General features: G+C 72.5%; 11 protein-coding genes. 2 read left to right on the top strand and 9 right to left on the bottom strand.

Annotated elements, in window-relative coordinates; genetic code table 11:
* Window positions 1-273: 273 nt before the first annotated feature.
* On the bottom strand, window positions 274-693 hold the full coding sequence (locus tag ACIO3O_RS05915; protein ID WP_401742427.1) for a hypothetical protein: 420 nt from the start codon (window positions 691-693) through the stop codon (window positions 274-276).
* Window positions 694-753: 60 nt separating this feature from the next.
* A complete protein-coding gene (locus ACIO3O_RS05910; RefSeq protein ID WP_401742425.1) occupies window positions 754-1,263 on the bottom strand; it encodes a hypothetical protein in 510 nt (169 codons plus the stop codon).
* Between the two features lie 246 nt (window positions 1,264-1,509).
* Between ACIO3O_RS05910 and ACIO3O_RS05905 the strand changes: the two genes are divergently transcribed.
* Window positions 1,510-3,513 carry a pentapeptide repeat-containing protein gene (locus tag ACIO3O_RS05905; RefSeq protein WP_401742422.1) on the top strand — a complete coding sequence of 668 codons (2,004 nt, stop codon included), beginning with the start codon at window positions 1,510-1,512 and terminating at the stop codon, window positions 3,511-3,513.
* 95 nt (window positions 3,514-3,608) lie between these two features.
* Here ACIO3O_RS05905 and ACIO3O_RS05900 read toward each other — a convergent pair whose 3' ends face one another.
* Window positions 3,609-4,256, bottom strand: a complete 648-nt coding sequence (locus ACIO3O_RS05900) for a TetR/AcrR family transcriptional regulator C-terminal domain-containing protein (RefSeq protein ID WP_401743383.1) — start codon at window positions 4,254-4,256, stop codon at window positions 3,609-3,611.
* A 29-nt stretch (window positions 4,257-4,285) separates the two neighbouring features.
* On the opposite strand from ACIO3O_RS05900, the gene ACIO3O_RS05895 reads away from it, so the two are divergent.
* Window positions 4,286-5,770, top strand: a complete 1,485-nt coding sequence (locus ACIO3O_RS05895; protein ID WP_401742420.1) for an FAD-dependent monooxygenase — start codon at window positions 4,286-4,288, stop codon at window positions 5,768-5,770.
* Here ACIO3O_RS05895 and ACIO3O_RS05890 read toward each other — a convergent pair.
* The 6 genes from ACIO3O_RS05890 to ACIO3O_RS05865 all read right to left on the bottom strand — a co-directional run bounded on the left by ACIO3O_RS05890 (window position 5,760) and on the right by ACIO3O_RS05865 (window position 12,861).
* Window positions 5,760-6,671 (bottom strand): nitroreductase/quinone reductase family protein, encoded by a 912-nt coding sequence (locus tag ACIO3O_RS05890; protein WP_401742418.1) that lies wholly within the window; start codon window positions 6,669-6,671, stop codon window positions 5,760-5,762. The genes ACIO3O_RS05895 and ACIO3O_RS05890 overlap by 11 nt on opposite strands.
* Window positions 6,672-7,175: 504 nt before the next feature.
* Window positions 7,176-8,522 carry a hypothetical protein gene (locus ACIO3O_RS05885; RefSeq protein ID WP_401742417.1) on the bottom strand — a complete coding sequence of 449 codons (1,347 nt, stop codon included), beginning with the start codon at window positions 8,520-8,522 and terminating at the stop codon, window positions 7,176-7,178.
* On the bottom strand, window positions 8,522-9,238 hold the full coding sequence (locus ACIO3O_RS05880; RefSeq protein WP_401742414.1) for an RNA polymerase sigma factor: 717 nt from the start codon (window positions 9,236-9,238) through the stop codon (window positions 8,522-8,524). The genes ACIO3O_RS05885 and ACIO3O_RS05880 overlap by 1 nt, the downstream gene beginning before the upstream one ends.
* Before the next feature lie 314 nt (window positions 9,239-9,552).
* The gene (locus ACIO3O_RS05875) at window positions 9,553-10,104 is read right to left on the bottom strand and encodes a hypothetical protein (RefSeq protein WP_401743381.1); all 552 of its coding nucleotides are present in this window, start codon (window positions 10,102-10,104) and stop codon (window positions 9,553-9,555) included.
* A gap of 229 nt (window positions 10,105-10,333) precedes the next feature.
* Window positions 10,334-10,846, bottom strand: a complete 513-nt coding sequence (locus tag ACIO3O_RS05870) for a hypothetical protein (RefSeq protein ID WP_401742411.1) — start codon at window positions 10,844-10,846, stop codon at window positions 10,334-10,336.
* Between the two features lie 293 nt (window positions 10,847-11,139).
* On the bottom strand, window positions 11,140-12,861 hold the full coding sequence (locus tag ACIO3O_RS05865; protein WP_401742409.1) for a glycoside hydrolase family 20 protein: 1,722 nt from the start codon (window positions 12,859-12,861) through the stop codon (window positions 11,140-11,142).
* Window positions 12,862-13,040: the final 179 nt, after the last annotated feature.

Here is a 13,040-nt window from a genome sequence, read left to right as displayed (position 1 = left end):
CCCACCCCTTCACCTAAACCCGCGGGGCAAGGGGGAGCAGGTTCCGTGCAGGGGGTGTTGGGTCTCGGTGCCGTGCGAGTGCGTCGTGGCTGGGCGCGCAGTTCCCCGCGCCCCTGAAGGGGCACGAGCGAGCTCCGTACCATCGGTGAAGAACACGGGGCGATCGCCACATCCAGTTCCGCAGTAACCAGGTACTGGGGAATTGCCCCAGAGACAGACTCGCTATGAGTAGAGCTCGGGTGACCAGGACCGGCCGGTTGCCGCTGCCCAGACTCAGGCCGGGGCAACGGCGGCGCGCTGCGCGCGGTACATGTCCGTGCCGAGCAGCATCGACGCCAGGAAGAACAGCGCCATCGCACTCGGGAAGCACATCCCCCCGTAGTCCCCGGTGAGCCCGCTCAGCGCCGCGTTGAACAGCGCGACGACGATGGCAAGGACGTACAGCACCCGGCTCGTCCGCCGGCCGACGAGGCCCGGAGCAACCGCCCCCTCACCCGACGACGCCTTGACGATCACCGGGCGCCCGGTGCGCAGCAGCGCCCGCGACGGCAGCAGCACGAACAGCAGCGCACCGCACGCGAACACCCCCTCGCCCACCCGGATGACCACGGACTCGTCACCCAGCACCATCCCGGCCAGCGCCGCCGCCGCAGCAGCTCCCGCCGCGACGCGGGTCACTGTCCGTACCGCCACTCCGCATCGCCCTTCCGCACCGTCTCAGTCGAACTGTCATTCTTCCCCCTGTTCGGCGGTTCAGCCGGTCCGTTCCCAGTACTCCACGTCTCCGCGCAGCGGGAAGGGCACCAGTGCCCGCCGCTCGGTCGCCCCGTCCTGCGTGACCACCACGTACCTGCCGTGCAGGGCCACCACGTCCCGGTCCGCGCGCCAGAGGCGGGTGAAGGTGTCGGAGGAGCGCGCGTACGTGAAGGCCGTGACCGTACGGTCGGTGAAGGCGAGGTAGTGGCCCCCGGCCGGAAGCCCCTTCTCCACGGCCCGTACGGGAATCACCAGCCGCACCCACTCACCGGTCGCCGCCGTCTCGCGCCGGAACCGCCGTTTGATCTCGTCGGGGTCCAGCGGCGGCCCCTCGCCACCCCACCGCCACCAGAGGAAGAGCGCGACCACCCCGAACACGCCCAAGGACACCAGGACCTTCCCCCACAGCACGTCGGGCCCGAGCTGCCAGGCCGTCTGCACCAGCAGCGACATCGCCAGCAGCGGGAAGAGGGGCTGGGCGGTGCGGTAGGCCCGCTTGAGCAGCATCACCGGACCTCGCCCCCCGCGCTCCGGATCCTCCTGCGCACCACCACGTCCCGTCACCTCTCCCGCGCGCGCAACGCCCTCCTGGCTCGGGTTGCCCCGACTCCCCGGCCCATTCCCTGCATTCCTTGAGCCCGAACCAGACGCGCTTGCCCCCGTTCCGGGCGTGCACGGCTCCCCCCTCGTCCGTGAGGGGGCCCAACAACCCTTCGGCGCAACCGCGTTGCCCCGCTCCACCGTCCTCCAGTCATGGCCCCCAACCCTGCGGACCCGCCCGACTGGCCGCACTGCGGACACGGAGCCGACCTTGGCGGCGGCGACCCCGTGGGATGCCGGGGCATCAGGGTCGGCGGGAGTGAAGGATGCCTGGCCCACCTGCCCGCCGAGGAATGCACCGCGTACCTGGACGGCCTCCGCCCCGGGGACCCCGTCGACCACCGCGGGACGCCCTTCGACACCCAGCTCCTCGCCACCGTGCTGAGGGCACTGGACGATCCGGAGCGGGAGCGGCCCCGGCTGGGGGACGCCCGGTTCGAGGGGGCGGTCTTCACGGGGGACGCCTGGTTCGGGGCGGTGGACTTCGGCGGGGGTGCCTGGTTCGACGGGGCGACCTTCAGCGGGGAGGCGCAGTTCGACCGGGCCGCCTTCGCGGGCGAGGCGGGGTTCGAGGGGGCCCGGTTCACGAAGCGCGGCGCAGGCGCCGAGACGAGCGCCTCGTTCCATTCGGTGAACTTCGCGGCGGACGCCCTGTTCGGCGGGGCCTACTTCGCCGACCTCGTGCGATTCGACTCGGCCGTCTTCAGGGGCCCGGCCTGGTTCCCTGCGGCCACCTTCTGGGGCGACGCCCACTTCGATGCGGCGACGTTCACGCACGAGGCCGTGTTCGGTGGGGCCCGCTTCCAGAACGTCGCCCGGTTCGGCGCGGCCACCTTCTCGCACGACGCGCGCTTCAGCCAGGCGGCCTTCGGCGGTGTCGCGGACTTCGAAGGAGCAGCCTTCGCCCGCGAGGCCCGCTTCGTCCGGGCCGGCTTCACGGCCGAGGCCCGCTTCAACGAGACCGCCTTCACGGGCGACGCCCTCTTCCACGCGACGTCCTTCGCGCGCGGCGTCGCCTTCCGGTCGGCGACCTTCGAGCAGTCGACCGAGCTGGGCCCGATCATCTCCCGGGGAACCGTCGACTTCTCGGGCGCGGTGTTCCGCTCACCCCTGACGCTGGCGATCGCCGCACCCCGGGTGTCGTGCCAGCGGGCGCACTGGATGTCGTCGGCGACCATCCGGCTCCGGTTCGCCAGGGCCGACTTCGAGCACGCCGTGTTCGAGTACCCCGTGGCCGTCTCCTGTTCCAGAGCCCCCTTCGCCGCACCCGGTTCGGCACCGATGGACGACAGCTTCCTGGGCAATCGCGGATTCCCCACCGTGTGGCTGACCTCCCTGCGGGGCGTGGACGCCGCCCACCTGGTCCTCTCCGACATCAACCTCTCCCGCTGCCGCTTCACCGGGACGATCCACCTGGAGCAGTTGCGACTGGAAGGGGTGTGCTCCTTCAACGGCGTACCGGCGGGGACGCATTGGCGGTTCGGCCTCCCTCGCCGCTTCACACCGCGCCGCACCCTGGTCGAGGAGCACCACTGGCGGGCACAGCAGCTGACCGGGGTACGGGGATGGCAGTTCCGCGGGCCCGACCCGAACTTCGAATACGCCGGGCCGTCCCACCTCGCCGCCGTCTACCGCCAGCTCCGCAAGTCCTTCGAGGACAGCAAGAACGAGCCCGGGGCAGCCGACTTCTACTACGGCGAAATGGAGATGCGCCGCCACGACCGCTCGGTCCCCCGCGCCGAACGCGGTCTGCTCCACGCCTACTGGGCCCTGTCCGGCTACGGCCTGCGCGCGGCCCGCGCGATGAGCTGGCTGTTGCTGGCCATGACGGGGACGCTGCTGGCGATGATGCTGTGGGGCCTGCCGACGGAGGACCCCCACCCCGTCTCCACGGGCACGATCTCCGCCTCCGGCCGGGACGTCCGCCTCACCACGGACACTCCGCCACCCATGAACCCCACCACCGCCCTCCCCGAACGCCTCACCACGTCCCGCTTCGAGAAGAGCCTGCGCGTGGTCGTGAACTCGGTGGTGTTCCGCTCCTCGGGGCAGGGGCTGACCACCGTCGGCACGTACACGGAAATGGCCTCCCGCCTGGCCGAACCCGTCCTGCTGGGCTTCGCGGTGCTGGCCGTGCGCGGACGGGTGAAGCGGTGAGGCGGCTTCAGCGCTCGGGGTCGCCGTCGAGGAGCTGATCGACGGACGGCTCCATGCCGATGCCCCCTGACTTCGGCACCCGCGTGGCTCTCGCCCTACCGCAGGACCGCCCCGATGCCCGCCACCACCGCCCGCAGCCCCAGCTCGAAGCCCTCGTCCGCGCCTGCGAAGATCACCGGGCCCGACTGGGCCGCCAGCGGGTACTGCGCAAGCCGTTCCCCGCGCGCGGCGAGGTCGTAGCCGCCCGAGTCCGCCCCCGGGAGCGGGCCCATCGACTGTTCCTCGATGACGTAGCCGATGGTGTAGCCGTACGCCGTGAACCAGGCCCGGGCCGCCCCGGCAGGGGTGAAGCCCCCGGCGACCAGGGCGCGCAGGTGGGCCTCCATCGGGGCCGCGTACGTCAGGTCCGTGAAGTGCGTGCCGCTGTAGACCTTCGCGCCGTCGCGGTAGCGCAGCAGGTGGGTGCGTAGGCCGCGCATGGCGAGGGACAGGGCTTCGTCCCAGGTCAGGCCGTCCGTGTGGCCCATGAAGTCGGCGGTCATGCGGCGCAGCATCTCGGTGGCCATCTCGTCGAGCAGCGCCTGCTTGTTCGTGAAGTGCCAGTAGAGGGCGGGGGCCTTGACGTCCAGTTCCTTGGCGATGAGGCGCAGGGTCAGGCCCTCCAGGCCCACGTCGTTCAGCAGGCGCAGGGCCGTCTCGGCGACCAGTTTCCGGTCCAGTTTCGTCGTAGCCACCTTGACAATTTAACAGTGTTAAGCGCACGCTGGCGAACATGGAACTTAACAGCGTTAAGGAAACCTCCGGGTGCGCCGAGGCCGAGACCTCCGTGCTGATCGTCGGCGCCGGTCCCACCGGCCTCGCCCTCGCCTGCGACCTCGCCCGGCGCGGGGTCGACGCCCTGGTCGTCGAGCGTGCCGGCCGCCTCTTCCCGGGGTCGCGCGGCAAGGGCCTCCAGCCGCGCACCCTGGAGGTCTTCGACGACCTCGGGGTCGTCGGGGCCGTCCTCGCGGCGAGCGGTCCCGCCCCCGTCGGCATGGCCTGGAACGCGGACGGCTCCCGTCTCGGCCCGTACGACATGTTCGAGCCGACCGAGCGCACCGAGGCCGAGCCGTACGCGGGGCGGCCCCGGATGATCCCCCAGTGGCGGACGCAGGAGATCCTGCACGCGCGGCTCGCGGAGCTGGGCGGCGAGGTCCAATTCGACTCCGCCGTGGCCGAGTTGGCACAGGACGACGACGGGGTCACCGTCCGCCTCCACGACGGCCGCCGCATCCGCGCCGCCTATCTGGTCGCCGCCGACGGCGGTCGCAGCACCGTACGCGGCGCGCTCGGCATCCGCATGGACGGCGAGACCGTCGACCCCGCCCCCATGCTCGTCGCCGACGTCCGCGTCCGCCCCGAGGCCCTCGACCGTGACAACTGGCACTTCTTCCCGCAGTCGAAGGACGGCCTCCTCGCGCTGTGCCCACTGCCCGGCACGGACGACTTCCAGCTGATGGCGCAGTACGCGGACGAGAGCGCCACGCCCGACGCCTCGCCCGACGGGGTGCGTCAACTCGTCGGCGTACGGAGCCACTTGAATCCGGAGGACGTCACCGATGTGCTCTGGACCTCCGACTTCCGCCCGCGTGCCGCCCTCGCCGAGCGCTTTTGCGACGGGCGCGTCTTCCTCGCCGGGGACGCCGCTCACGTCCACTCCCCGGCGGGCGGCCAGGGGCTCAACACCTCCGTGCAGGACGCGTACAACCTCGGGTGGAAGCTCGGTCAGGTGCTGCGGTACGGGGCCGATCCCGCCCTCCTCGACACGTACGAGCAGGAGCGGCGCCCCGTCGCGGGGCACATGCTCGGCCTCAGCACGAAGGTGCACCGCGGGGAGCAGCAACGCGGCGCGGCCACCCAGCAGTTGGGGCTCGGCTACCGGGGCGGACCACTGTCGGCCGGTGCCGCCGGGGTGCTGGTGGCGGGCGACCGCGCGCCGGACGCCCTGCTCGCGGGCGGCGAGCGGCTGTTCGACGCCTACCGGGGACCGCACTTCACGCTGGTGGCCGTGGGGGCGGCGGCGGAGCAGGACCCGGCCCCGCACCAGCGGGAATGGCTGCGCACCGTGCGCGTCCCGGGGCCGGCGGCGTACGGGGACGGACTCTTCCTCGTACGGCCGGACGGGTACCTGGGGTGGGCGGGGAGCGGGGGCGCGGGCGGCGAACTGGACGCGTACGTCGCCCAGTTCGCCGAGGCGGACGTTCCGGCTAGGCGGTAGCCGGGGGCGGCGGCGGGAGCGGGATGCCGGACAGGAGGGGCAGGACCACCGACTCCTCGTAGTCCATGTGGGCGGTCAACTCCGCGGACATACGGGTGAGTTCGGTGAGGAAGACGGCCGGGTCGGCGGTCCTGAACTCGGCCACCAGGGAGGCGATCGCGGACTTCAGCGCCGCCACCTTCCGGTGCTCCTCCCGCAGTCGGGCGAGCGCGTCCGCCAGGTGCGGGTGATGGTGCTCGATCTGCGGGAAGACCGCCGCGTCCTCGCTGCGGTGGTGGAAGTCGAGGGTCTCGCAGAAGGCCAGGCAGTGCTGGCGGATCTGGAGGCCGAGGCCGGGCAGGGTCGGCGCGCCCGGGGCACCGGCGGCCTCGGCGAAGTGGGCCTCGGCGTCGGCGCGGACACGGGCGAGCTGGCCGCGCAGCCACCCGTGGATCTCCAGGAGTTTGTCCCCGACAGTGCGGGCCGGGTGCGGGCCGTCGCCGCCCTCGGGGCCGTACTCGGTGCGCTGGAGGACGACCACGGGGAGGGTGCGGGTGGTCTGCGCCTGGTAGTCGGCGTACCCGGAGGACGTACGCACGATCCTCGCGAAGAGACGGTCGCGGCGCGCACCCTCGGCCGGGACGGCGACCGCGGCGAAGGACGTGGTGCCGACCTCCACCTCGACGGCGGGGTGGGCGAGGAGGTTGTGGTACCAGGCGGGGTGGGCGTCGGCGCCCAGGTTCGAGCCGGTGACGAGGAGTTCGCCGTCCTCGGTGCGGGCGTAGCCGAGCGGGACGGTGTGCGGGGTGCCGGACTTCGCGCCGGTGGTGGTGAGGAGGAGCAGGTCACCGCCCTCGAAGGGGCCGCCCACCTGTCCGCCGTGGGCGCGGAACTCTTCGATGACCCAGTGGTTGAAGCTCATGCGGTGTCGACATCTCCTGAAACAGGTGTGGGTGTCTCCGCGGCAGGCCCGGCCCGGTCGACGGGCACGCTCGTGCGGCGGCGCGGAGGAGAAGGCAGGACGAACGGGTACGAACGGGTACGAACGCGGACACCGAACGGCGTCAGGCGCTCGTCGGGTGTCAGGTGCTGCGGAAGGGTGCGGAGTCTCGGCTCATCGCGTTGGCCCTTTGCGGGAAAGGTGCTGGCTCGGTCACCGGCCTGCCCACTGCTCTGTGGCCGGGACCGCGCTGCACGCCGCTCATTACAGGTCGTCGGGTCGGGGCCTGTCAACACAGGCCCGCACGCACGTCCGTACATCCGTGCGTCCGTACGCACACGGACGGAAAGAGGCGCGGACGGGATCGGGGGAACGAATCCCGCCCGCGCCAGGTGCGCAGAGCCGCAGGTACGGGGGGAACCCCGGCTCGTGCGCGGCCGATGACCAGTCGGCACATTCCCTACAGCGTCACCGGTCCGGAAAACGTCACACCGGGGAGAGCGGACGGTCCGCGGAGGCTGTGGACGCCGTGCGGCGGGCCGGGGTGAGGCCGCTCGCGGGGGCGCTCGCGGGGGCGCGGTTCGCGTTCTTCGCGCCGGTGCGGTGGTTGCCCTTGCCGCCCCAGGAGCTGTTGCCCCGGCCCCCGTTGTCCTCGCTCTCGCCCTTGCCGCCGGTTCCGCTTCCGCCTCCGGAGCCGGTTCCGTTTCCGTTGCCGTTTCCGTTGCCGGGGCCCTGGTTGCCGTCACCGCCCGGCAGCGGAGGAGCGGCGCCGTCGCCCTTGCCGTCGTTCTTGCCGCCGAGGATGCGGTCGCAGAAGCGGCTGATGCCGTCGGAGCCCTTGGCCTGGGTCTCCAGGTACTGCTTCATGTGGTCCGGAATCCGGTCGGCCCGGTAGTCGCGGCACGCCTTCACGGTGCGCTGCTGCCACCCCTTGGCCGCATTTCCCTTGTCGCCCGACCCCTGGGAGGTATCGGGTTCCTGATCGCCCGAGGGGTCGGAGGCCGACCCTCCGGACGCGGTGTCGCGGCTGGTGTCCTGCGAGCCGTCCGCGGGGTCGGAGGAGCCGTCGCGGTCCTGGCCTGTGCCGCCCCCGCCGGTCTGCTTTCCGCCCGACGAGGCGCCTCCGGCGGGGGGTGAAGGGGTGCCGCCGGTGGGTTGCTCAGGTGGGGACGAGCGTTCCGGTTGGCGGCTCTCGATGGATTCCGGATCGATCTCGTGCTCCTCGGAGTCGGGGCTCGCCACCGATACCGAGGAGGCGGGATCGGGTTCCGCGTGCCCGAACAGGAAGGGGCCGGGCAGCACTCCCGTGCCCGCGGCCACCGCGACCCCGCCCAGGGCGCCCGCCGCCACCACCGTGACCAGGCCCAGCCGCAGCGGCCGCCCCCACCGGGCGCGCCGCCGGGCGGAGACCACACACCGCGACTGCCGGAACGCCGCCAGCGCGGCCGCCTCCCCCGGCAGCTCCCGTGCACCGGGGCCCGTAACGGAAGGGGAGCCCGTGCCGGAGGCGGAACCCGTGCCGGAGCCGCTGCCCGAAGCGGAGCCCGGAGCGGAGCCCGAAACGCCCGCCCCGGAGCGCAAGCCGTCCAGCGCGGCCGCGAGTTCCGCCGCCCCCGCACCGGAAGGGGCCGCACCCGAACCGGCGGAAGTCTTCCCCGTACCGGAGGAAGCACCAGTACCGGAAGCGGCGGAAGCGGCGGAAGCGGAACCGTCGCCCGACCGCCCGCCGGGCTGCTCCCCCGCGCCCGCGTGCGACGCGTTCTCGTCCGGCTCGCCGCGCAGCAGTCGTTCCGCCGCCGCTTCGTCAAGCCACTCGTAGCGCTCGTCGGCCATCACGTTTTCCTCTGCGTCCGCGCGTGTGAATGCGTCACACCCGGGCCCTGCACCATCGCCCCGACACCCGCCGCCTCCGCGGCCCCCGCGTGCCGCCTGTCGCGCTGCGGCGGGACCACGTCCAGCAGCCCGTCCGCCGGACCGTCGCCCCAGCCGGGTTCCTCGCCCGCGCCGCCCAGCAGCTCGGCCAGCCGCTTGAGGCCCCGGTGGGCGGCCGTGCGGACGGCGCCCGGCCGCTTGCCCAGCGTCTTCGCGGCGCTCTTCGCGTCCAGGCCGACGACCACGCGCAGCACGACGGCCTCCGCCTGGTCCTGCGGGAGCTGCGCGATGAGCGCCATGGTGCGGTCGGTGGTGAGGGACTCCATCGCCTCGCCCGCCGTGTCGGAGGCGGCGGGCTCGTCGGCGAGTTCGGTGTCGTCGCCGCCCACGGCGGGGCGGCGGCCCCGCATCCGGATGTGGTCGAGCGCCCGGTTGCGCCCGATGCGCGCGGCCCAGCCCCGGAACCGGTCCGCGTCCCCGTGGAAACGGTCCAGGTCACGGGCTATCTGGAGCCAGGCCTCGGACGCGACGTCCTCCGCGTCCGGTTCGCCGACCAGTGTGCGTATGTAGCCCAACAGCCGTGGATGCACGGCGCGGTACACAGTCCGGAACGCCTGCTCGTTCCCGTCCTGTGCCGCGAGCACCGCGGCGGTCAGCTCCGCGTCGTCCCCCAGCACTATCTCAACCTGTCCCCAGTCGATGCTGGCTGTCCCCAGTGGTGCCGGTCCCCCGGGCTGCACCGCGTGCACCACGTGCACCACTTGCACCCGCCCCAGCGCGAATGTGCACGCTACGACGCCGACGGGCGATAAGTCCATGACTTGTACAACCTGCAACGACCTGCTGACTTACCGAGGTGTGACAGAAAACGCACCGGCGGCGCAGTAGGGGGTACGGGCTCGTCGCACAGCCCGTACGGATTGGCGGCCGGGGTCACTCCTGTGGGGGGTGGCGACTCCGGTCGCCCTTCCGGCCATCGCGCGGGACGGGTTCAGCCCCGCCGCGCCCTGCGTGCCGCCGCCGCCCGCAGGACCCGCTTGCCCTCCGTCGACTGGACGAAGGCCGCCCGCAGCCCGTCGCCGTCCCCGGCGAGCAGGTCCAGCAGGCGTTCCTGGCGGCGCAGTTCACCGGTGGCCAGCGGTCCGCCGTCGCGGTCGCCGTCCAAGTGCCGGTGCACGGCCAGGGCCGCCGCCGAGCACTCCCCGGCCCAGGTCCGCAGCTCGTCCGCCGCATACACGCGCGGCACGGCGGCCGCCCGGCGCAGCACCTCCACCGGCGCCGACTCCGCGTGCGTCACCGGCGCGGACTCCGCCTGCGTCACGGCCCGTACGACGAGGGCCGCCGCCTGGCGGAGACGGCCGAGCCACTCCTCGCCGCCCTCGGCGGCCTCCCAGAGCGGGCGCAGGGCGGCGTCCGCGTCGACGGCGACCCCGTCCACGTACTCCAGGAGCGGCAGGCAGCGGTCCAGGCAGGCGAGCGCGCTGACGGCGAGTGCGCGTTCGTCGGCACGGGAGATCCGGTCGGTCAGTTCGACCGTCGGCAGGCTCACGCGTCCTCCTCGGCCCGTCCGGCACGGACCCTCTGCTTCCTTCTGCGTGCGGGGGACGCATTGCGTCACACCGGCGGCTTCCACGCGCAGGGGTCCGCCCTCCGCCGCTCGGCAGCGGTGGAGGGCGGACCCCTGGTGAGGAAACGTCACCTCACATGTCGCTTCACATGTCGCTTCACATGTCGCACCACTCGACGCGTCACGCGTCACGCGTGGCGGAACGTCACTGCCGGCGTTCGAGCCCCAGTACGTCCAGGAAGTACCCGAAGAGTTCCTCGGCCAGTGGGTCGGCCTCCGCCTTCAGGACCGTGGTCAGCGGCTCCAGTTCGACGGTCTTCCCCGCTTCCGCGGCCCAGGCCACGGCCTTCTCGGCGGCGTCCTCCGCCGACAGGAACAGGTCCTCCAGGAGCAGCCCGTCCGCCTTCAGGTACTCGGCCATCGCCTCCCGGCCCAGGCATGCGAACCACGAACCGCCCTCGGGCGACGCCGCCTCGATGACCACGCAGTCGCTGCCCATCACAAAGGCGAACAGCGCCGGCGCCCCGGTGTCCCGGCACACTCCGCGCGCCAGCGCGCCCATGTCCCCGACCTCGGGCTCGCTCGGACGCTCCCAGACCTGCCAGCCGCCCACGCGCTCGTCGTAGAGCGCCAGATCCTGTCTGACCTCGGCCAATGCATCCAGTTCCGAGAGCGGCCCGGCGTTCTTCCCTACGACGAAGTAACCCCAGAAACCCATGTTTCCCACTCCCCCCACGCGTTGACCTCAAGAGGCTCAAGCCTCACCCGGACTTTGCCGGAACGGCCAGTTGCGCACGTATCCACCACAGTCCTGGCACATTGTGCCCACATGACGGGGGGTCATGGCCATCGGAGCGGGACTGCGGCCTGAATCACATCCCGCATCCGACCGGAATCCCGCTTCCCGCCCTGGCGTCCTGCATGCGGGTCGGCTTCCGTACGAAGCGGACCGCGAGGACGGCGGCGACAGCTTCCGGGGCGTCCGCGACGAGCGGAAGGCCGCGATCCGGACTACCCCACCTCCCCCGCCAGCCCCTTGAAGCCCTCCCAGTCCAGCGACGGCTTCCTCGGGTCCCAGAGCTTCTGGGCGACCGCCCGCAGCGGCAGCCGGACGCCCCTGGCGACCTGTGCCTGCGTCTGCGCGTTGTGGAAGTCGCACCAGACCGCGAGCTGCCCGCCGGTGATCTGCGCGTCGTAGCGGGCCGGGACGGTGTCGCTGTGGCGCAGGACGCGCGGGGTCCACTCGTCGTAGATGCGGCGGCCGGTCGGGTAGCTGAAGGTGTTGGGCTCGCCGAGCACGTAGTAGAGGTACTCGTCGTTGACGTTCAGGACCTTGCGGCCCTCCTGGAGATACTCCAGGGGCTTGCGGGCGCCGATCTCCTTGCCCGTCCAGTACGCGACCTCGCGGGACTTCGGGGCGTCGACGATCCCGCCCTCGAAGTAGCCGTCGTTCCACGCCCGGATGTCCGACTTGCCCTTCTTCTGCACCGCCGCCGCCCGGTCGTTCAGCCAGCTCGTGGCCAGGTCCTGGACCCGGGCCCGGGGGCCGTGCTTGGCCCGCGCGGCCCGGGTGAGCTGCGGATACGTCGCCTCCGGGTCGGAGACGGTCAGCGCCCGGTACTCGTCGCCGCCCAGGTGCCAGTACGCGCCGGGGAAGAGGTCTGCGTACTCGGCCAGCAGCTCGTCGACGATCTTCGCCGCCTTGGGGTTCGCGATGTCGACCGCGCCCCGCGAGGCCTTCCCGGAGGTGCTGCGCAGCTGGAGCTCGGGGTGGGCCGCGATGACCGCGCCCAGGTGCCCCGGCGAGTCGATCTCGGGGATCACCCGGATGTGCCGGGAGGCGGCGAGGGCGACGATGCGGCGGACCTCGGCCTTGGTGAGGCGGTCCCGGGAGACGATCTCGGGGTGCGAGGTGGACTCGATGCGGAAGCCCTGGTCGTCGGAGAAGTGCAGGCCGAACTCGTTCAGCTTGAGGTCGCCCATCTCGCGGATGCGGTCCTCGATCCACGCCGCGTCGAAGTGCTTGCGGGCGGTGTCCAGCGCGAACCCGCGCCTGGGCTTGGCCGGGGCGTCCTTCAGCACGCCCTCCGCGAGCCCGCCGCCGGAGCGCACGGCCTGCTTGAGGGTACGGGTGCCGTAGAAGACGCCCGCCTCGTCGCCGCCGGTGATGCGGACCGTCCCGCCGGAGGTAGTCACGGTGTACGACTCGGGCGCGCCCGGCGACCCCCCGGCGGGCATCGCCAGCTCGACGTCGCCGGGCCGGGCGGCGACGCCCTGCGTGTACGGCTTCTTCAGCTCTCCCGCGAGCAGCCTGCCCTCGTCGGCCAGGGCCTTCTCGCTGCCCGCGGCCACGACGACCCGGGTGGTGGCGGCGGGCCGCCAGCCGGTGCCCCGGGCCGCCTGCACGTTCCGTACGAAGGGGATGGTGCGGGGCGGGCCGCTCACCGGGCGGGTGGGGGAAGCGGCCGGGGTCGGCGGGGCGGGCGGCTTGGCGTCGGCCTCCACCGTCTTCGGGGTGGTCGTGCCGGACGCGGCGGGAGACTTCTCGGCCCGCTCCGGCGACTGCGGCCAGGCGGCGACGGTGACCGTCGTCGCCACGGCGATCGTCACGACCGCCCCGGTCACCAGCGCACCGCGCGGCGCCCGGCGCACGGCGCGGTGTGCACCGGCCCGGTGCGCGCCCGTACCGTGCGCGCGTGACTCCGGTTCCTGCGGCTCTCGGGAATTGCTCATCCGTGCCCAACTTTCACTTGTGCCACATATCGCACCCAACCACCCCGAAAGTACGAGCCTCCGGGGCCTGAAACGTCTACCGCGCGCGCATAAACCCTCCCGTTCGGATGAAATTCGCGCATTCGTCGGACACTTCCTTACTGTCCTCGCTAGCGTTTACCGCCCCCCGCCACAGGACC

This window comes from Streptomyces sp. NPDC087440 (assembly GCF_044744005.1).
Lineage (GTDB): Bacteria > Actinomycetota > Actinomycetes > Streptomycetales > Streptomycetaceae > Streptomyces.
This window is presented reverse-complemented; position numbering and strand designations above follow the sequence as displayed.

Bases quoted from the DNA above. Each gene is read 5' to 3' on its own strand.
- ACIO3O_RS05885 (WP_401742417.1), bottom strand. From the start codon at position 8,522: ATGGCCGACGAGCGCTACGAGTGGCTTGACGAAGCGGCGGCGGAACGA.
- ACIO3O_RS05905 (WP_401742422.1), top strand. From the start codon at position 1,510: ATGGCCCCCAACCCTGCGGACCCGCCCGACTGGCCGCACTGCGGACAC.
- ACIO3O_RS05870 (WP_401742411.1), bottom strand. From the start codon at position 10,846: ATGGGTTTCTGGGGTTACTTCGTCGTAGGGAAGAACGCCGGGCCGCTC.
- ACIO3O_RS05895 (WP_401742420.1), top strand. From the start codon at position 4,286: ATGGAACTTAACAGCGTTAAGGAAACCTCCGGGTGCGCCGAGGCCGAG.
- ACIO3O_RS05865 (WP_401742409.1), bottom strand. From the start codon at position 12,861: ATGAGCAATTCCCGAGAGCCGCAGGAACCGGAGTCACGCGCGCACGGT.
- ACIO3O_RS05890 (WP_401742418.1), bottom strand. From the start codon at position 6,671: ATGAGCTTCAACCACTGGGTCATCGAAGAGTTCCGCGCCCACGGCGGA.
- ACIO3O_RS05910 (WP_401742425.1), bottom strand. From the start codon at position 1,263: ATGCTGCTCAAGCGGGCCTACCGCACCGCCCAGCCCCTCTTCCCGCTG.